This window comes from Slackia sp. CM382, from assembly GCF_000293015.1.
Lineage (GTDB): Bacteria > Actinomycetota > Coriobacteriia > Coriobacteriales > Eggerthellaceae > Slackia > Slackia exigua.
Genome location: NZ_ALNO01000016.1, coordinates 288,678 through 308,595 on the forward strand (window position 1 = coordinate 288,678; position 19,918 = coordinate 308,595).

General features: G+C 62.0%; 16 protein-coding genes. 7 read left to right on the top strand and 9 right to left on the bottom strand.

Annotation, left to right across the window (positions count from 1 at the left end; all coding sequences use genetic code 11):
* Positions 1 to 1,263, bottom strand: a complete 1,263-nt coding sequence (gene metK / locus HMPREF1155_RS06540; RefSeq protein WP_009078181.1) for a methionine adenosyltransferase — start codon at positions 1,261 to 1,263, stop codon at positions 1 to 3.
* Between the two features lie 316 nt (positions 1,264 to 1,579).
* Here metK and HMPREF1155_RS06545 point away from each other — a divergent pair, with 316 nt between their 5' ends.
* The 5 genes from HMPREF1155_RS06545 (at position 1,580) to mscL (ending at position 6,869) form a co-directional block, all read left to right on the top strand.
* Positions 1,580 to 2,938, top strand: a complete 1,359-nt coding sequence (locus tag HMPREF1155_RS06545) for a hypothetical protein (protein WP_006361353.1) — start codon at positions 1,580 to 1,582, stop codon at positions 2,936 to 2,938.
* 20 nt (positions 2,939 to 2,958) lie between these two features.
* Complete coding sequence (locus tag HMPREF1155_RS06550; protein WP_009078398.1) at positions 2,959 to 3,792, top strand: DUF1461 domain-containing protein; 834 nt, start codon at positions 2,959 to 2,961, stop codon at positions 3,790 to 3,792.
* 18 nt (positions 3,793 to 3,810) lie between these two features.
* Positions 3,811 to 5,298 carry a glutamate--tRNA ligase gene (gene gltX, locus HMPREF1155_RS06555; protein WP_009078647.1) on the top strand — a complete coding sequence of 496 codons (1,488 nt, stop codon included), beginning with the start codon at positions 3,811 to 3,813 and terminating at the stop codon, positions 5,296 to 5,298.
* A complete protein-coding gene (locus HMPREF1155_RS06560) occupies positions 5,295 to 6,344 on the top strand; it encodes a 4Fe-4S dicluster domain-containing protein (RefSeq protein WP_009078522.1) in 1,050 nt (349 codons plus the stop codon). Before gltX ends, HMPREF1155_RS06560 begins: the two co-directional genes overlap by 4 nt.
* 96 nt (positions 6,345 to 6,440) lie before the next feature.
* Positions 6,441 to 6,869, top strand: a complete 429-nt coding sequence (mscL, locus tag HMPREF1155_RS06565) for a large conductance mechanosensitive channel protein MscL (protein ID WP_006361349.1) — start codon at positions 6,441 to 6,443, stop codon at positions 6,867 to 6,869.
* 140 nt (positions 6,870 to 7,009) lie between these two features.
* Here the strand turns inward: mscL and HMPREF1155_RS06570 are convergent, their stop codons facing one another.
* Positions 7,010 to 9,283 (bottom strand): molybdopterin-dependent oxidoreductase, encoded by a 2,274-nt coding sequence (locus HMPREF1155_RS06570; RefSeq protein ID WP_009078752.1) that lies wholly within the window; start codon positions 9,281 to 9,283, stop codon positions 7,010 to 7,012.
* Positions 9,280 to 10,083 (bottom strand): 4Fe-4S dicluster domain-containing protein, encoded by an 804-nt coding sequence (locus tag HMPREF1155_RS06575; protein WP_009078675.1) that lies wholly within the window; start codon positions 10,081 to 10,083, stop codon positions 9,280 to 9,282. The genes HMPREF1155_RS06570 and HMPREF1155_RS06575 overlap by 4 nt, the downstream gene beginning before the upstream one ends.
* Before the next feature lie 251 nt (positions 10,084 to 10,334).
* Between HMPREF1155_RS06575 and HMPREF1155_RS06580 the strand changes: the two genes are divergently transcribed.
* Complete coding sequence (locus HMPREF1155_RS06580) at positions 10,335 to 11,036, top strand: Crp/Fnr family transcriptional regulator (RefSeq protein WP_009078529.1); 702 nt, start codon at positions 10,335 to 10,337, stop codon at positions 11,034 to 11,036.
* A 66-nt stretch (positions 11,037 to 11,102) separates the two neighbouring features.
* Here HMPREF1155_RS06580 and HMPREF1155_RS06585 read toward each other — a convergent pair whose 3' ends face one another.
* Complete coding sequence (locus HMPREF1155_RS06585) at positions 11,103 to 12,491, bottom strand: APC family permease (protein ID WP_006361344.1); 1,389 nt, start codon at positions 12,489 to 12,491, stop codon at positions 11,103 to 11,105.
* A gap of 657 nt (positions 12,492 to 13,148) precedes the next feature.
* On the opposite strand from HMPREF1155_RS06585, the gene HMPREF1155_RS06590 reads away from it, so the two are divergent.
* Positions 13,149 to 13,799 carry a TetR/AcrR family transcriptional regulator gene (locus tag HMPREF1155_RS06590; RefSeq protein ID WP_009078305.1) on the top strand — a complete coding sequence of 217 codons (651 nt, stop codon included), beginning with the start codon at positions 13,149 to 13,151 and terminating at the stop codon, positions 13,797 to 13,799.
* Positions 13,800 to 13,968: 169 nt separating this feature from the next.
* Here HMPREF1155_RS06590 and HMPREF1155_RS06595 read toward each other — a convergent pair whose 3' ends face one another.
* The 5 genes from HMPREF1155_RS06595 to HMPREF1155_RS06615 all read right to left on the bottom strand — a co-directional run bounded on the left by HMPREF1155_RS06595 (position 13,969) and on the right by HMPREF1155_RS06615 (position 19,654).
* Entirely contained in the window at positions 13,969 to 14,331 is a 363-nt protein-coding gene (locus tag HMPREF1155_RS06595; protein ID WP_006361341.1) for a DUF1667 domain-containing protein, read from the bottom strand.
* A gap of 2 nt (positions 14,332 to 14,333) precedes the next feature.
* Positions 14,334 to 15,638 carry an NAD(P)/FAD-dependent oxidoreductase gene (locus tag HMPREF1155_RS06600; RefSeq protein ID WP_009078531.1) on the bottom strand — a complete coding sequence of 435 codons (1,305 nt, stop codon included), beginning with the start codon at positions 15,636 to 15,638 and terminating at the stop codon, positions 14,334 to 14,336.
* Positions 15,635 to 17,143, bottom strand: coding sequence for an NAD(P)/FAD-dependent oxidoreductase (locus tag HMPREF1155_RS06605; RefSeq protein ID WP_039993454.1), 1,509 nt, complete (start codon positions 17,141 to 17,143; stop codon positions 15,635 to 15,637). Before HMPREF1155_RS06605 ends, HMPREF1155_RS06600 begins: the two co-directional genes overlap by 4 nt.
* 310 nt (positions 17,144 to 17,453) lie before the next feature.
* Entirely contained in the window at positions 17,454 to 18,389 is a 936-nt protein-coding gene (locus HMPREF1155_RS06610) for an SPFH domain-containing protein (protein ID WP_009078167.1), read from the bottom strand.
* A gap of 215 nt (positions 18,390 to 18,604) precedes the next feature.
* Positions 18,605 to 19,654, bottom strand: a complete 1,050-nt coding sequence (locus HMPREF1155_RS06615) for an inorganic phosphate transporter (protein WP_006361335.1) — start codon at positions 19,652 to 19,654, stop codon at positions 18,605 to 18,607.
* Positions 19,655 to 19,918 lie beyond the last annotated feature (264 nt).

Sequence of the window (19,918 nt, forward strand, 5' to 3'; positions counted from 1 at the left end):
CTATGCGAGGCCGCAGGCGGCGCGCAGATCGTCCACCTTGTCGCGGCGTTCCCAGGTGAACTCGGGAAGCTCGCGGCCGAAGTGACCGTAGTTCGACGTAAGGCGATAGATCGGACGACGAAGGCCGAGAGCGTCGACGATGGCGGCCGGGCGCAGGTCGAACACCGAGCGCGCGGCCGCTTCGATGTCTTCGACGGGCACGTGCTCGGTGCCGAAGGTCTCCACCATGACGGAAACGGGACGCGCCATGCCGATGGCGTAGGCGATTTGAACCTCGCATCGGTCGGCAAGCCGTGCGGCGACGACGTTCTTGGCGACCCAGCGGGCGGCGTAGGCGGCGGAACGGTCGACCTTGGTGCAATCCTTGCCGGAGAAGGCGCCGCCGCCGTGGCGGCCCATGCCACCGTAGGTGTCGACGATGATCTTGCGGCCGGTGAGCCCGACGTCGCCCTGGGGCCCGCCGATGACGAAGCGGCCGGTGGGGTTCACGAGGATCTCGACGTCGTCGGAAAGCCTGACGCCTTCGCGTGCGAACACCACGCCTATCACGTGCTCGGTCAGCGCCGAGCGAAGCTCGGCCGGCGTGACGTCCTCGGCGTGCTGCGTCGAGATGAGGACCTTTTCGACCTGGGTCGGAACGCCGTCGATATAGCGAACGGAGACCTGCGTCTTCCCATCGGGACGCAGATACGGCAGCGTGCCGTCCTTGCGGACCTCGGCCAGACGCTCGGCCAGGCGATGGGCGAGGTAGATCGGCATCGGCATGAGGGTCGGCGTTTCGTTGCAGGCGTATCCGAAGACCATGCCCTGGTCGCCGGCGCCGACGGTGTCGGCCGAATCGGAAGCTTGGTCATGCTGGGCCTCGTATGAGGAATCGACGCCCATCGCGATATCCGCCGACTGGCCGTGGATCGCATTGAGGACGCCGCAGGTGTCGCAGTCGAAACCGTATTTCGCACGGTCGTACCCGACGCTACGCACGACGTCGCGCACGATGTCGTCCACGTCCACGTACGCGTTCGTGCGGATTTCGCCGCTGACCATGACCATGCCGGTCGCGGCCATGGTCTCGCACGCGCAGCGCACGGCGGCCACGTCCGCAGGCTGGCCGGTCGGATCGACATAGCCCTTGGCCTCGAGATCGGCCTCCTTCGCGAGGATGGCGTCGAGGATGGCGTCGGAGATCTGATCGCACAGCTTGTCGGGATGGCCCTCGGTCACCGATTCGCTCGTGAACAGATAGGAAGAATGGGTATCGGGCATAGTTCCGCCTCCTTCAGGCGTCGCGCATCATGCATTCATAGAGAACCATGGATGAACGTGGATAGATGAGAAGGAATGCGACTGTACCACAGCCTGACCCGCTTGAGCGGAATGCGCGCGCAAGACCCCATCATTTCGTTCGAAAGCGCAGGAAGCGTCTGCACGCGGATGGGCCGCCGTTCGAGGAAACGGTTGCGAAGAGATGTAAGGATTGCGCAAAAGCGCATCCGCGCAAAACCCGATGATACACTTCGACGGATGACTGCACGCCCGGCTCGCACCCCTGACAGGTGCGCGTTTCCCGAAAGGTCGCCGCATGAGCGATAACGCCGCGTTCACCGCCGAGTACCTCGGCATCATAGATGCGCTCGACGGCGATGAGCCGGGCCGCCGGGCCGCGCGCGATCACATGGAGCATTCAACGGCCATCTGCCACGGCATCGTCGTGGATTCGTCCTACGTGCCGCGCCTGTACGACGCCCGGACCAGACAGGCGTTCGAGCATATCGCCGAGACGACGCACGCCATCCTGGTCAAGGTCATGCGCGCATACCTCGAGAACCCCGCGTACCGCCATGTCTACGACCTCGACGAACGCCTCGTCGACCTGATCCTGCTTCCCCGAGGATACGACGCGCTTCTTCCCTTCTGTCGCCTCGACGTCTTCTTGGACGAAGACACGCTGGAAGGCCGGTTCTGCGAATTCAACGCCGACGGCTCGAGCGGCATGAACGAAAACCGGGAGATCACGGCATCGATCGTCCATACGCGCCCCTTCGAGGAATTCGCCCGGCACCATACGGTCGGCACCTGCGACAGAACCCTCTTCGACGGCTGGATCGAAGAGTTCGTCTCCATCTATGAATCCTACGATCTGCGCGTCGACAACCCCCGCTTCGCGATCGTCGATTTCCTCGAAAACGCGATCGTCGACGAATTCGGCGTATTCAAGGATCTTTTCGAGAAGGCCGGGCACCCGTGCTCCATCGCGGATGTGCGCGACCTCTCCTTCGATGGCGAGACCCTGCGCGATGGCCAGGGCAACCGCATCGACGCCATCTGGCGCCGCTGCGTCACCAACGACATCATCGATCGCTGGGAGGAATCCCAACCGCTCATCGAAGCCGTCCGCGCACGCAAGGTCGCGCTCATCGGCAGCTTCGCGGGGCATCTGGTCCACGACAAGCAGATCTTCGGCGTTTTGCGCATGCCCGAGACGCGCGCCCTGCTCACCGATGAGGAGAACGACTTCATCGAACGCTTCGTCCCCTTCACCGCGTTCCTCGACGACGAGCACGTGGACGTCGCGCGCGTCATCGCCGACAAGGACGAATGGATCATCAAGCCGACCGACGAATACGGTTCGCACGACGTCTTCGCGGGCAAGGATTTCGACCAGACGGAATGGAAAGAGATCGTCGCCGCGCACGCAGGCGGCGCCGCAGGATCGCCCTTCCTCGCGCAGACCTACTGCACCCTCTACCGCACGCCCGCGATCGGGCTGTACGGCGACGAGGAGGACTTCACGACGCGCTCGACCGTGTCGTGCGGGAACATGTCCGGCATCTACGTCTACAACGGACGCTTCGCGGGCATCTTCTCGCGCCTGGGACCCAACCCCATCATCAGCAAGGCGACGCGCGGCCTGACCGCCGCCAGCATCTGGGTGGACTGAAGCGAGCACAAGGGAAACGCATGACCGAGAAGACCATGCAGGACGAACACGGAGGCTTTGCGAGGCGCGCGATGGAAGCCGCCTGCGCCGTGCTCGTCGCCGTCACGCTCGTATACGCGGGATTCCTCGCCTGCGCCCTGCCTCGCGGCATCACCGAAATGCTTTCCGAGAAGTACTCGACCGCGGATTCGTCGCCCTTCAACCGCGAGGAGCTCGTGAGCCTGGCCGTCGCCACGCAGGACTACACCGTGCGCAGCCACGACCTCAACGCACTCATCGCGGCGGAAACCAGAGCCAACGTCTCGGTCATGAACGACAATCGCGACCGCATCCCCGGCGCTCCGAACCTTCCGAGCAATCTTGCCTCTGCATCGCCCGAGCAGGTCATGTTCGCCTTGAACCACGCCGGCGAGCAGTACGTGCTGAACGAAGATGCGCTGGCGCACCTCGACGACTGCCACGACGTGATATCGTCCGCCCGATTCACGCTCGACATCGTCGCTCTCGCGGCGCTCGCCGCATGCGTCATCGTCGGCGCGCGCCACGGGTCGCGCAGCCTCGGCAGCGCGCTCATGTCGGCCGCGGGCATCGTCGTCGGCGCCTTCGCCGTGATCGCGATCTGGATCGCGGTCGACTTCTACGGGTTCTTCACGGCGTTTCATTCGCTCTTCTTCCAGGCAGGCACCTGGACATTCTCATGGGATTCGCTTCTCATCTGCATGTATCCCGAAAAGTTCTGGATCGGCATGGGCGAGGTCTGGCTGTGCGCCACCGTTTCCGCCTGCATCCTTTGTACTATCATAGGCATCGTCGCACGCTCGATACGCCCGCGCGACGTCTCCGCCACGCGCTGACAGAAGGAGTCCCATCCCATGGCACAACCCGTACGGGTGCGCTTCGCACCGTCGCCCACCGGCAAGCTCCACATCGGCGGAGCGCGCACGGCCATCTACAACTGGGCATTCGCCCGCGCGACGGGAGGCGCCTTCGTGCTGCGCATCGAAGACACCGACCCCGAGCGCTCGACCGAAGAGAACACCCAGATCATTCTCCGCGCCATGCGATGGCTCGGGCTGGATTGGGACGAAGGCCCCGAAGTCGGCGGCGCTCACGGCCCGTACCGTCAGACCGAGCGCATGGAAACCTACGCGCATGCGCTCGAGGATCTGAAGGCCAGAGGCGCCGCGTATCCCTGCTTCTGCACGAAGGAGGAGCTCGACGCGAAGCGCGCGGCCGCGGAGGCCTGCGGCGGCGCATACGGCGGCTATGACCGCGCATGCCGCGATATCGATCCGGGCGAGGCCCGGGCACGCATCGAAGCGGGAGAGCCGCATGTCTGGCGCCTGAAAGTTCCCGACGACCGCGGTCCGATCGAATTCGACGACGCCGTATACGGCCCCATGAGCTTCCCGGCGGACGTCATGGACGACATGATCCTCGTGCGCTCGGACGGCACCCCTACGTATAATTTCGCTGTGGTCTGCGACGATGCGAACATGGGCATCACGCATGTCATACGCGGCGACGACCATCTGTCCAACACGCCGCGTCAGATACTCATCTACGAGGCGTTGGGATACGCGGTTCCCACCTTCGCTCACCTTTCGATGATCCTCGGCGCCGACGGCAAGAAGCTTTCAAAGCGCCATGGCGCCACGAGCGTCGAGGAATACCGCGACCAGGGATATCTGCCCGACACCATGGTCAATTTCCTCGCGCTTCTCGGCTGGAGCCTCGACGGCGAGACCACGATCATTCCGCGTGACGTGCTGTGCTCGGCATTCTCGCTCGACCGCATCACGAAAAAGGACGCCGTCTTCGACGAGACCAAGCTTTCTTGGATGAACGGGCAGTACATCCAACGCATGGACCCCGATGCCTGGGTGCGTCTGTCGCGCCCCTGGCTCATCGAGGCCGGCGCGACCGAATCCGACATCGACGAACGCCCCGAATGGTATGCACGGCTCTATCCGCTGCTCGCCGAGCGCGAGACGCGCCTGTCCGAATGCGCCCAGAAGCTTCCCTACCTGTTCTGGGGCCCGCATGTCGATCTGGACGAGACGTCGGTTCGGAAGGTGCTGCTGAAGGAAGGCGCCCGCGCCGAAGAAGCGCTGCGCGCCTGCCGCGCGATGCTTGCCGACGAGACGATTCCCTGGGCCTGCGATCCTCTGCAAAACGCCTGCCGCGCGCTCGTCGAGACGCTTGATATGAAAGCCAAGCTCCTGTTCCAGCCCTTGCGTGTAGCGGTCTGCGGAAACATGGTGTCGCCGCCCCTGTTCGAATCCATCGAGCTCATGGATCGCGCCGACGTGCTCGCACGCATCGATTCGACGCTCGAGCGCGCCTTCGCTTCGCAATGAAGATCATCGCGCTTCCCGAACTCTGCGTCCGGCCTCACGGCGCCTCATGCAGGCGCTGCGCGCTCGCATGCCCGGTGGACGCCATCTCGTTTCCCGATGACGCGTCCGCACCCGTCATCGACGAGGAACGTTGCACGAAATGCGGGATCTGCATGGGCGTCTGCGATGCCTTCACCTCGTCGACCACGAACACGCGCAGGCTGTACGAGCATTTGCGCCGCGTCGCCATGCGCGGAGAAATCGTCTATCTGACCTGCAAAGAAAATATCTTTCCCGGGTTCAAGCCCGCCGAGAACGTCACGGTGCTTCCCTGCCTTGCCTGCATCCCGCCCGAGCTCTGGACGCTGCTCCTCGCGGAGAACATCCCGCTCTGCGTCGCCTGCGACCTGCATTACTGCGAAGACTGCGATATCGCCCCCGAGCGCGGGCAGATGCTCTACACGCACGCGATGGACCTGGCCCAGGAATGGACCGGGCGCGAAATACGGTACGATCGCGAGATTCCCGAACGGCAGAGCAAGGCCGACATGGCGCTTGAACGCTATGGACGCCGCGAAGCCTTCGGCAGCCTGAAGAACGATGCCCTGGATGTGGTGAGCGGACGTCGATCTCTGAAGAGCTCCGATGCCCTCAAGGAAATGTATCGCACGCGCGAGAGGCGCCGCATGCAGGAGAAGCTTAAGCTTCGCGATGGCGAGATCGTCAATCCGCATGCCGACGCGGGACGCACGAAACGCATTATGATGCCGCGGCGGCGCATGCTTCTCGAATCCATCGTCGCCGAAGGCAGCATCGAGGATGCCGTCAGCCTCACCATCAGCGCGACCGATGCGCATGCCTGCATAGAAAACCATGACTGCGTCAAGGTCTGCGCGACCGGAGCGCGCAGCATCTCCCCCGAGACGGGCGATCTCGACTTCGACCCGAAGTACTGCATCGGATGCGGCGCCTGCGTGAACGCATGCGCCATGGGAGCCATCTCGCTCGAAACCGTCTCTGCACGGACGTTCGGGCTTTCCGATGAATCGCAGACCGAGCTCACCTAGCGGACGCTTGCACGAGAATCGACGCGAACGGCGAGACGAACCCGGCATTCCTTTGCCAGCCCGCGTTGCCGAATCGAAACCGAGAAAGAAGGCCCCATGAAGATCGTGAACGAGTTCAAGGAATTCATCTCCAAAGGCAATGTCATGGATATGGCCGTCGGCATCATCATCGGCGGCGCATTCACCGCGATCGTCACATCGCTGACCAACGACATCATCAACCCGTTCATCAAGCTGGTGACGGGCGGCGGCGCCGAGGTCGCGGGACTCACCATTCCCGTGCCGGGTACCGAGAACGGCATCGATTTCGGCGCCTTCATCAGCGCCGTCATCAATTTCCTGATCATCGCGCTCGTCGTGTTCTTCCTCATCAAGGCCGTGAACGAATTCAAGAACCGCTTGATCAAGGAAGAGGCCGCCAAGCCTACCCCCACCTGCCCTTTCTGCAAGGAAGAGCTCAAGGAGGGCGCGACGCGCTGCCCGCATTGCGCCGGCGAGCTGCCCGCTCCTGCCAATGCCGCATAGACGGCTCCGCATCTCTCGTCCGCCGCATTCCTGCGTGCCCGCATCTTCGAATCGGCCGCCGTCGCCTGCAGCGAAAGGCGGCCGATCCATGCGTACCGAGCCTGTCGCGACGCGCTGGAAACCCGAAATCTCGGCGATCCTCACATGGCCTTCGGGGACGGGTAGCCCTTGCCCGTGCTTTCCACCTGGCAAAGCGCCGAGCGGAAAGGCGGAAATCCCGTGATGGGATCGAAGTCGCGCGATGTCAACAGGTTGATGTCGGCCTGGTGCCAGCCATGGAGCACGTCTACGACGCCCGGAAGAACCATGTTGGTGACCTCGGCGTTCACCACCACCTCGCCGAACTGGTTGAATACGCGCACCTGCTCCCCGTCGCCGATGCCGCGCTCCTTCGCATCGAACGGATGCAGCCGGACGACCGGCCTTGGCATGAATTGGTTCAGCCAAGGAAGGTTGCGCAGCTTCGAATGGGTGTAGTACGGCGCGCGGCCGCCCGTGTTGAGGACGAGCGGATACGTCTGCGCAAGATCGGGCGTGCTGACCGGGCTGTACACCGGCTCTTCATAGACGGGACGTCCTTCGAAGCCTAGATCCTGAAGCACGTTGGAGACGAATTCGATCTTGCCGCTCGGCGTGTTGAATCCAGGTTCGCCGTCCTTGCGGATCTTGCCGCTCTCGTACTTCCTGATGTCCTTATTGCCGCCGGGAATCTCGATTCCCTCGGGATGCGCGCGCAGGTCGTCCACGGTGCAGCCGAGGTCGGCCTTCTCAAGCATATCGTTGAGCGCCGCTTCGACATCGCCGCCGAAGCACTCCTCCTCATAACCGAGCGCGCACCCCATTTCGAGGATGATGCGGAAGTCTTCTCGCGCCTGGCCTGCGGGCTTGACCACGGGTTCGCGGAAGAAGATCCTGCGGCCGAAGATGGCGAACGGAGCCATGCGCTCGTAGCACATCGCCGCCGGCAGAATCATGTCGACATAATCGTGCGTCCATGGGCGCATGTAGTAATCGATGGCGACCGTGAATTCCATATCGCCGATGGCTTTCTGGTATTCCGGCGTCTGAGGCCACATCATCGCATTGGCGCCCAGAAGAACGCCTGCTCTCAGACGCCCGTCAGCGACCATCTCGGGAAGCCTGTTCACCTGGATCATCTTGAAATACTTGGCCCAGACGGGAAAATCGTCCTTGTCGGGCCTGATGTCCTGCAGGCCTTGCTCCATATACGATTTCTCCATACGGAAATCGGCGGTGCTCGCCGTGTAGTCGAAGGGCAGGCCTCCTGTCGGCATGGTCAGACCGCCGGGCACGTCTATGCAGCCGGTCAATGCGATGATGGAGAAGACGGCGCGTTCGAAATGGCCCACGTTGGTCGCGTGGCATGCGCCGGCAGAGCTGCTCACCAACGTAGCGGGCGTGTTCTCGCAGACGAGCCTCACGGCCGCTTCGAGCTTTTCCTTGGGAACCCAGGTGATTTCCTCGACCTTCTCGGGCGTGTATCCGGAGGCGAGCTCCTTGAGCTCATCGAAGCCGACGGTCCAGTTCTCGACGAAGTCTTTGTCGTAGAGCCCGTCGCGAATCATGATGTTGATGAAGCCGAGGGCAAGGGCGCCGTCGGTGCCGGGACGAAGCTGGAGATGGATATCGGCCAAGCCCGTCACGGTCGGCGTGATGCGCGGATCCACGACGACGAATCTGCAGCCGTCCTCCTTCCGATCCATCATCGCGCCGAAACGGTAGGGCTGTGACCAGGCGGGATTAAGCGACCAGATGAGGCACGACTTCGAATCGGGCGTAGGATCGACCCCCATGCTGAGCGACCCGAGCGTGAGAAACGTCGACATCCATGTCGCGGCCGCGCAGGTCGAACTCTCGAATCCGCATGAGGGCGATCCGAAGAGAGTCGCGACGCGCTGCATCGCCCCGCGAGGCTCCTTAGGATCTCCGCAATAGAAGAACACCTTGTCGGCACCGTAATCGTCTTTCACGCGATTGAATTCCGCCGCGATGCGCGCATAGGCGTCGTCCCAGGATATCGGCTCCCACTCAGGCGCGCCCGTACCCTTGGGGTTGGTGCGCGCCATCGGATAGAGCAGACGTTCGGGATCATAGAGCTCCTGCAGGCTGGCGATCCCCTTGGCGCAGATGGGATCGGCCCGGTACCCTTCCGTCGCGCGCGCTTCGACGCGCACGACCTTGCCGTCCTTGATCGACGCGGCGATGCCGCACTTAGGAATATGGTTGCACATGTCGCAGTACGTGAATTTGATCTCGACCGGCGCGTCTTCGGCGAAGGCGCCTTCGGGATGGATGATGTCGAAGCCCGTCGATCCGACGGCCGATACGCCTGCGGCGGCAGCTGCGCCCTTCAAAAAGGAACGGCGCGTGACCGTGCATTCGGATCCTGTCATCGCTGATCCCCCTCCCGATGGCTCGAAGCATGCGCGGCGACGTCATCATCCGCGTCCATGCGCGCCTTGCGCGCTGCATACGCAACCCCTGCAGCGGCTGCAGCCGCGACGCCTATCCCTATGCCGACGACGGCGGGACCGACCGCCGCATCGGCCTCCTCGACGGAGTTCGTGCCGATGGCGAACGGGAGCGCGCCTTCGGGCGTGCCTGCGACCGGCAGGTAATAGCACGCGGTCTCATCGACGCGCACGGCATCGTGCGAGGCGAGAAATGCGGATACGTCGCTTTCCGGGTCGTCGAGATCGCCGAAATACCGTGCCTTGCCGGGACAATTGGATACGCAGGCGGGTTTCAAGCCCTCCGCAAGCCGCTCTTCGCAGAAGATGCATTTCTCCACGACCATGCTCCTCTGCACGCCGAAGGCCTCGTAGGGCGCGGGCGCATACGCGCCGAAGAAATGCGCATCGGTCTCATTGATGCGTCGCGCCTGGTACGGACAGGCGGAGATGCAGAATCCGCACGCGATGCACGCGTCGTAGTCGACCACGACGATTCCGTCGTCGCGCTGCATGCTCGCGCCCGTCGGGCACGCATGCACGCACGGCGGATCGTCGCATTGCATGCAGGCATGCGGCACATAGGTTCGACCGGATTCCCCTACCTCGTCGCCCCACTCGTACGAATCGAGAACGTTCCATGAAACGCCCGGGCTTTGATTGTGCTGCATCTGGCACGCGACGACGCACCCTCCGCATCCTGCGCATCGACGTAGGTCGATGGCCATGCCATACCTCGCCATGATCGCTCCTTCCCCCTTGGAGCGGCCCGGATCGTCATGCCGGGCCTCTAATGATCTTCACGATATCTTTATGGAATCATCATTCAATATGCATATGCATACATCGCACGCTGGCGTGCGCAAGGTCGAAAACATAGCGTCGACCAGTCTTTTCGCGGAGTTCCGAAACAGGCGGCCACGCAATTGCGACGCACGCCGCAAGACCCTACAATCGCATAGAGGGGAAAGACCGAAGGCATGACAGGGGGACTATGGCCACGCAGCAGGACTATGATGCGATTCTCATGCCGGACCGACCGTTCAGGCAGCTTAAAATCGCACGCTATATCGACCGGGCGAAAAAGAAGAAGCTCTTCAAAGGGGAGATGCTGCGCCAGAAGGCGAACGGTCCCGACGACCTGTACTACTACTACATCGACGAAGGCCGGATCCGCATCACCTTCATGCAAGAATCAGGGGAAGGCGTCTTCGTGTACCAGCGGAACGCCGGCAATGCGTTCATGTGCGAATACAACGGCCTTGCAAGCATCGGGGACTACGCCGCACGTTTCACCGCAGTGAAGAACACCGTGCTCTACGCCTTCACGCAGAACCAGCTGTACGACCTCATACGCGAGGATAAGGATGTCTTCTTCGAGCTCATCTATGTCTACCACATGTCATTCGCCCAGTTCGGACATCGAATAAGCGGTACGGGCAACCAGAGCGCGATCGCGCGTTTCACCATGTGGGCCGACAAGCTCTGCGCGACGCGCACGCCCACGGACGACGGCATCTACATCGTTCCCTGCACGCTTACGATCAAGACGCTCTCGCAGCTGCTCATGGTGCATGTGACCACCTGCAACAAGCTCATCCTGTCGCTCGAGGGCCGAGGAATCGTCCAACGCTCACGCACCGAGCTGCGCATCGACCTTGCTGCGCTCAAGGCATACGCCGAAGAGGTCCGCTGACGACGCCGCGGCCCCGACGAGCGCAGATACGCGTCGGGGCCGCACAAGGCCGCGTGAACGGGCGGCTCAGAACTGAAGGTTCTTGAACGCGTCGGGCACCTCTTTGTATCCGCGCGACTTCACGGCGCCCACGATCAGACCGATGACGAACCAGCTCACGCCGACCGTGTAGGTCAGCATGTCGAAACCGGTGAAGACGTAGGCGAGAATCACGATGCCGAACCAGGGGCAGACGATGTATTTCACGATGTTGCCGATGCCTGCACGCCTCTTCTCCTTGATGAAGAAGAACCAGAACACGGCGAAGTTCAGCATGGCGAAGGAGCTCAACGCGCCGAAATTGACGAGCGTGGCAAGCGCGCCCATATCCAGGAAGAGCGATAGGATGAGCGCGATCGCGCCGATGAACAGGGCACCCACGTACGGGGTCTGATACTTCGAATGCACCTTTCCGAAGATGGCGGGAATCGTCTTGTCGCGGCCCATGCCGTACAGCAGGCGCGAGGCGGCGGTCTGGGCGTTCATGATGTTCGCGATGCCGATGGCCACGATATTGATGACGAGCATGATCTTCTGGAACACGGGCCCGCCGATGAGCGCGACGCCCACGAAGAAGCCGTTGTCCTGATCGATATTCGCCCAATCGGGCTGAATGAGGGCGGCGATATAGGTCTGGGCGATGAACACGACGACGATGAGCGTCAATGCGATCATGATGCCGCGCCCGATGTTCTTCTCGGGCTGCTCGGTCTCTTCCGCCAGCGTGGAGATGCCGTCGAAACCGAGGAAGTTCAGCGCCGCGATGGAGATGCCGGCCGCGATGAAGTGCGCGTCCACCTTGCCCGGCTGATAGATGGGATCGAGCGTGAAGGCGCCCGCACCGCCGCCTCCCAAGATGAATTTGCAACCCAAGGCGACGAACGCGATGACGGCCAGGATCTCGATGATGAAGATGACGATATCGATGCCTTTGGTCATCGATATGCCGCGAATGGTCACGAACGTATTGAACGCGACGAAGGCGATGACCCACACATACCACGGGCTGCCCGGAATCAGCAACGTCCCCCAGTTCGCCACGATGACGTACAGCAACGCGGGAGAGAGGCAGTAGTCGAGCAGGATGAGCCAGCCGGATATGAAGCCGACATGGGGATTGATGCCGCGCTGCACATAGGAATACACCGATCCTGCGATGGGAAAGCGATTGCTCATCCGCATATAGCTCAAGGCCGTGAAGCTGATGGCGATGAAGCCGATGATGTAGACGAGCGTGGGCATGCCTTGGGACTGGAAGTCCACCAGACCGTAAATGGAATGCGGGGCGATGATGACCATGAAGAGCACGCCGTACAAGACGACGTCGCGCAGTCCCAGCCCTCTTTTCAGTTCCTGCTTGTAGCCGAACTGCTCGATGCCCGCTCCTGCGCGGACGGCTTCGCTGTTCTCCGCCATGCGAATCCTCCTCCCATGCCGATGGCCTTATGGGATGCCCTTGGGAACAGATTCGAGACGAACGTGCTGCCAGAGATATCCCGGTAAAACCTGTCTCACCTAACCGACGTCGAAGCCCGGATCGCATGCCGCATTCGTTTCAGGCTCCGACTGAATCGAAGGAACCTACCTATAATACCGCTAGGTTTAAGGTGAATATAGCTCCCTTCGATTCTTTAAGCAGAGCATCTTGGTGTCTAAGGTGTGCGACACCACCTTCGAAAACGGCGGAAAGAACAAAACTATCGGCAAACGGAGGCAAGCTGCAGCGAAATGCCGTCGACGGAGCATCGATTCCTGTTCGGAATCGCTCGATTGGCTCGAACCTCCGCATGCCTCGTCGCGAACCGAGACCAACGGCGCCGGAACGTGCCTCGCGTGCACCACACGCCGAGTGCAGCGGAAGCATGCGCCGGGACGAAACGGCCTCGAAAGGGAAATACCGGATTACGCGACGTACACGATACGAAGTAAATCCCCCATTTTCGAGACAAAACCGATGGACATAGGACCAGCCGTAGTTTAGAAATTCACCTATCGTATACATGGATTGCCTCATGCGTGTTGATAGCGTCGTACATCCATTCACCAAGGCTATGACAGGATTCAGGTGTCTACATGAAGAAACCCGGCTCTCCCCCTTCGTTTTCCCGAGAGCAGATCGGGCGCTGCGCCTTCGATCTCATCAACGAGATCGGCATCGAGAACTTCTCCATGCGCGAGCTTGCCCAGAAAATCGGCATAAGCCCCATGGGCATCTATACGTATTTTCCTTCGAAGCGCACGCTGCTCTGCACCGTGTTCTCCATGCTCCTCAATAAGATCGACAACCATCCGATTCCCGAGGAATACTGGGAAGACACCGTGCGCCGCGAGTTCCGCTCGATGCATCAGACCTTCAAAACGCACCCGAACATCCGCCGCATGACGCTTGTCGAGTCCATCCCCTGGCCCGATCATTTCGCGCGCCATACGTATCAGCTGCACATGGACCAAGGCGTGCCCGAAGAGATCTTCACGCGGCTGTTCTGGGTCTTCAGCTCCTATTTCACCGGATTCATCGACAACGAGATGTACCTTTCGCTCGGCCGCCGCATCACCGACGGCGACGCGGATGCTCCTTGGAATCGCGAGAAGATCCACGCCTACACCGACGAGACGTTCGAAGAAGGCATCAATCTGCTCATCAACTTGGCGAAGAAGAAGGCAGGCGGCGCATGCGACTGGCGCACGCCGCTCGATGCCAGCACCTGGAGCTGGACGCTGTAGACGCATCGGAGATGCAGCATGGATCAAGCTCATCCATGCTGCGCTTGATCCATGCTGCGGTCGGGACGATTCCATCGTTTCTGCCCCGCGGCATCCGAACATGAAGAAGCCCGCCGTCGACCGCCGGCGGGCTTCTTCATGCAATCATCGTTCGAGGGCGAGCGTCTCATCAGTCCATGTTCCGTGTGGCGATGACGTCGACGCCGGTGCCGCAGACGTTTGCCAGGACCACATCGCCGATGCGCACCGGAGGCATGATGTCAACGGAACGCAGGGCTTCGATGCAATCGGGAATGAGGGCTTTAGGAACGGCCGAGGCCGATCTGACGCTTGCGGGCATCGTGCGGCCGTCCACGCGGACGAGCGAGGTGAGGACACGCTTCGGGTCGGTCACTTCATCGATGGCGTACGTGATGCCGCGCTTGCAGGTATTGCCCGCAACCGAGGCGACGGCGCCTTCGTCGTCGACAGCGACGTCGAGCTCGCACCCGATCGGGCAGCTCACGCATGTGAAATGTCGAACGGAAGCCATGCTTACTCCTCCTCCCCTTCGATGCGCACCTCGATGGCCGAACGGCCGGCGATGAGCGCGGGGTCGATCCTGATCTCGGACATCTCGGCGGGAACCATGACGGGGCGCTTGAATCGTTTGACTTCGGCGCCGTCGGCAAGCACTACGATGGACGCCTTCTTATAGATGCGACGAACGCGGAAGCGCATGAGCACCTTGGATGCCGCCTGGGCGGACACGCGTTGCGGAACCACATAGCTCACGCCCGACCCTGCGTTTACGCGTGCGGACGCGACGATATCGCCTGCGTCGTGCGCCTGTTCCGATGCTCCGACGCCGCAGGCCCCACCGCCGGCCAGCACGAATGCGGCCGCCGCCTTGCCTGCGCCCTCGCCTTCCTCGGATACGAAGTCGACGAGATCATGGATATGCAAGACGTTGCCCGCAGAGAAGATGCCGGGGATCGTGGTCTGGTACGTCTCATCGACCGATGCCCCTGACGAACCGCGATCGATCGCGACGCCCGCCTGACGGCTCAGCTCGTTTTCAGGAATGAGTCCGACAGAGAGCAGCAGCGTGTCGCACGGGATGATCTCTTCCGTGCCGGGAATGGCCGCTTTCGTCTCCTTGTCGACCTGCGATACGCCCACCGCTTCGATGCGGCTCGTACCGTGGATGGACGTGATGGTATGCAGCAGGCGCAGCGGAATGCCGTAGTCGTCCAGGCACTGCACGATATTGCGCTTCAAGCCGCTCGAGATATGCGAACGGTTGAGCACCATCTTGACGTGCGCGCCTTCGTACGCGAGACGGCGCGCGACGATCAGGCCTATGTCTCCCGATCCGAGCATCACGATCTCCTTGCCGGGCATGATGCCCTCGAGGTTGATCATGTGCTGCGCGGTGCCGGCGGTGTAGACGCCTGCCGGCCGAGCGCCCGGGATGCGCAGCGCCCCGCGCGTGCGTTCGCGCGAGCCCATGGCGAGGATGACCGCCTTCGCATGGACCTCGAGCATGCCTAACGTGGGGCTTACGACGCTCAAGACGCGGTCGCGCGAAAGCGACAGGACCGATGCCTCGTATTCGATTTCGATGCCGCGCATCTCCGCAGCCGCAAGTTCGCGCGCAGCGTATTCGGGGCCGGTCAGCTCTTCCTTGAAGCGATGCAGGCCGAACCCGTTATGGATGCACTGCTTCAGAATGCCGCCCGTCGCGTCTTCCCGTTCGAAGATCACGACGTCCTCCACGCCCGCATCGTATGCGGCGACCGCCGCCGCAAGGCCGGCCGCACCGCCGCCGATGATCGCGATGCCTACATCACGCCTCATGCGCGGCCTCCTTCCAGAACGACCGTCGGCAGGTCGTCGAAGCAGCCGCGGTGCCCGAACGAATGCTCGGAGCCTGGGCGGCCTTTGCGGATCTCGGTGATGTCGCATCCCGTTTCACGCGCGATGATGCCGGCGACGAGCGGCAGGCAGAAACCCCCTTGGCAGCGGCCCATGCCGGCGCGCGTGCGCCACTTGACGGCATCGGTCGTGCGCGCCGGCACCGGCGAATGCACGCAGGCGGCGATCTCCGCCTCGCTCACGCATTCGCAGCGGCAGACGATGCGCCCCCATGCGGGATCTTCGGCCACGAGCCGTGCGCGGGATTCGTCGTCCAAGCGAGAGAAATCGACAGGCGCTGCGCGGCGCGGATCGTGCCCTTCCCTGCGAGGAGCGGCCATGCGCGTCGCGATGGCGTCGGCGATATCCTTGCCGACGGCAGGCGCCGCGGTCAGGCCTGGAGAATCGAATCCGAGGATATTGAAGAATCCCGGCGCGTCGTCGGGTTCCCCGATGTGGAAGTCAGGATCCTCGACGCACGAGGCGCGCAGGCCGGCGAAGTTGGTGATGGCATCGCGGGCGGGAAGGTCTTTCCAAGTCTTGCGCGCATGAGCGGCCACGTAGTCGAGCCCTTCGGGCGTCGTGTACGTGGCGTCGGCGTCGTCGCGCGGCACGGCGTTCGGACCGACGATGATATTCCCGCCGGTCGTCGGGGAGACGAGCACGCCCTTGCCGGCAGCGGTAGGAACCTGGAACACCGTGGAATGGAACGCGTCGCCCCAGACGGAATCAAGCAGAAGATATTCGCCGACGCGCGGCGTGATCGCGAACGCATGCGCACTCACCATGTTATTGAGTTCGGCGGCATGAAGACCCGCCGCATTGACCACGAAACGCGCTTCGATGTCGATCGCCTCGGCGACCGATGCATCGCCTGCATCCGTGCGAACCGCATGCACCCGCCAGGCGTCCCCTGCACGCTCGACGCCCTCAACGTGCGTCAGAAACGAGAACGCGACGCCGTTGTCGGCCGCATTCTCCGCGAAGGCGAGGCAGGCGCCGTACGGGTCGGCGATGCCGCCGGTCGGAACCCAAAGCGCCGCGACGGCTTCGGGCGCGAGATTCGGCTCTTTGACATGCAGCGCATCGGCATCCAGAATCTCAAGGCCTTCGACGCCGTTCGCCACGCCGCGCTCAAGAAGGCCTTCGAGCGTGGGAATCTCTTCATCGGAAAAGGCGACGACGAGCGATCCGCACCTCTCGAATTCGAAGCCGAGCTCGTCAGCAAGCTCCGGATACATGCGCGAGCCTTCGATGTTGTAGCGAGCCTTAGCCGTACCGGGCGCAGGATCGTAGCCGGCATGGACGATGCCGCTGTTCGCGCGCGTCGTGCCGCACGAAACGTCGTACGCCTCGTCCACCACGACCACATCCATATCGTAGAACGCAAGGTACCGTGCGCACGCGCACCCCGCTATCCCTGCCCCGATGATGCATACGTCACGCATAGGCGCCTTCCCCCATACTTTCGATCGTTCGGTCGCCGAGCCGCATGAAATGGCCGAATCGCATTCTGGGCGCAGCATTCGCAAGTGTACTCCAACGACATGCATATAAGCGCACGGACTTCGCAAAGGTTTGCGATGCGATGATACTTTGAGCATCAAGATAAATCGCCGCTGCGCCGACGGAATGCCGCCGCGTTCGATGCCTGCTTCGGATGCCGAAACGATACGGAGCCGTAAGAAAACAGAACCCGGACGCGCCTCCCGAGAGAAGCGACGTCCGGGTTCTCGAGGTTCCCGATATCGGATTCGGCTATTTCTCCTTCGGCAGGGCCGATCCGGCCGCGAGCATCTGCTCGAACATGGACGAGGTCTGCGTGAAGTCGCTCGGGAGCACCACCGTGGAGGCCTTGCCGGTCTTCGCGAACTCATTCATCATGTCGGTCCACTGCGTGAACAGGAAGAGCTGGTTCGCCTCGTTGGCGGACACGCCGGACTGTTTGATGACCTCGAGCGAATCGGCGATGCCGTCGGCAATGGCCTTGCGCTGGGCCGCGATGCCGCGCCCGGCCTGCTCCATGGCCTCGGCGGACGCCTTGGCCTCGGTCACGATCTTGATGCGCTCGGCTTCTGCCAAAGACTGCGCAGCGATCTGCTCGCGTTGGGCGGAATTGATGCGGTTCATGCTCTGCTCGACGTCTTTCGGCAGCGCGATGCTCGTGATGAGCGTGCCGACCAGGTCGTAGCCGTACGAAATCATGAGGGCGGACACGGTGGCGTTCACGTCGGAGGCGATGGAATCCTTCTTTTCGAACACCTCGTCGAGCGTGTAGCTCGGCACCGAGCTGCGCAGCGCGTCGATCAGATACGAGCTCATCTGCGCGACGGGATCGACCAGCATATAGTAGCTGCGATAGACGCCCGATTCCTGCGGGATCTGGCCCCAGCTCTGGTTGACGTGGTACTGCGCGGCGATATCCATCGTCACGGTGACGTTGTCCTTGGTCTTGGCGTCGATGCGGAACGACACCTGGTTCGTGCGCATATCGACGCGCTTCGCCACGCGCTCGAAATACGGGATCTTCACGTGCAGGCCGGGCCCCGTGATGCGGTTGAACTTGCCCAGACGCTCGATGATGACGAAGGTCTGCTGCTGCACGACGTAGATGAGCCCGCCCGGAAGCCCGAGTATGACCAAGACCACGACGATGAAGAGAAGGAAGGACAGAAGTCCGATGAATGCGCCCATGCATGCTCCTTTCGAAAATGACAGGGTTCATTCTCTCATAACGCATTCCCTGTCATGCGTACGTTCAAAAAGAGGCGAAGCGGACGGAAAGGGCGCGAGAAGGCTTCGTGGACGATACCGGCCGCGAAGCTCTCGAAGCATGTCCCGCGCCGAGGAAAGCCTGGAATCGACCATACGCGTTCCGGCGAGGCAAGCCTTCGCCCGACTGAAGCCGTTTAGAACACCAGGATGAAAACGCGGGCCAGCACGAATCCGATGACGCCGCACGCGGGAAACGTGAGGACCCAGGCGAGCAGCATGTTGCGCGCGATGGACCAATTCACGTTCTTGAAGCCCTTGCCTGCTCCGACGCCCATGATGGCCGAGGTCGAGCAATGCGAGGTGGACACCGGCATACCGGTCATGGACGAGAAGAACAGCGTGAACGTCGTGGTGACCGACGCGGAAAGCCCCTGGTAGATTTCAAGGTCGACCATATCCATGGCGACCGACTTGATGATGCGCTTGCCGCCGATGAACGTGCCGGCGGAAATGGCAAGAGAGCAGAGGATCATGAGCCACAGAGGAAAGCCGTGCACGCCCGTCGTGTCCATGCCGAAGCTGAGCATGATGCCCATGATGCCTATGGACATGAACTTCTGGCCGTCCTGCGCGCCATGAAGGAACGCGAGCATGCAGGCAAGCACATCCTGAATCGCGGCGAACACCTTGTTGCCGGACTGCTTCGACACGCCGTTGAACAGAAGCGTCACGACCTTCACCGTGATAAGGCCCAGCACGAAACCTGCGACGAGCGAGAACACCATGCCGTAGATGACCTTCGCCCATTCTCCGATGATGACGCCTTCGAACCCGTTGAGCGCGATTGCGCCGCCCGTGACGCCCGCAATGAGCGCATGGGACTTCGAACAGGGAATGCCGAGCACCCAGCAGAACGCCCCCCAGACGATGGAGCCTATCATCGAGGCCATGAGCGCCATGAGCGCTTGATGGGAATTGCCCGAGAAATCGACCATATTGAACATCGTGCTGGCGACCGATGTGGAGATGTACGTCATGCCGATAAGGCCGACGAAGTTGAAGACGGCGGCGAGGATTAGCGCCGTGGAAGGCTTGAGGCACCGCGTGGCGACGGCGGTCGCGATGGCATTGGGGGCGTCGGTGGCGCCGGATACCACGGTCACGCCTATGACGAGGAAGATGATCACCGCAAGCGACGGATACGCCGACACTTGGTCAAGCACGGAGAAAAGAGAAAGGTCCATCGGACTCCTCGTGAACGAACCATGGTTCCTGCCCTGCGAAATGCTGGTTCATTGTAGCTCAACCGATTTCGTATATCACGTGCCGTTCATCCCCATACGTTCTCTGCAAAACCTCGAAGCACACGCATCCGCATGCACGTCGACGCCTTATCGGCATGCCAGTTTCCTTCCCCTCGAAGTTACCCTCGGCGAACCTGAAGAGACCCTTCACATGTTGTCATACCAACATACGGATGCCTTCATCGTCCCTATCGTTCGAATCAC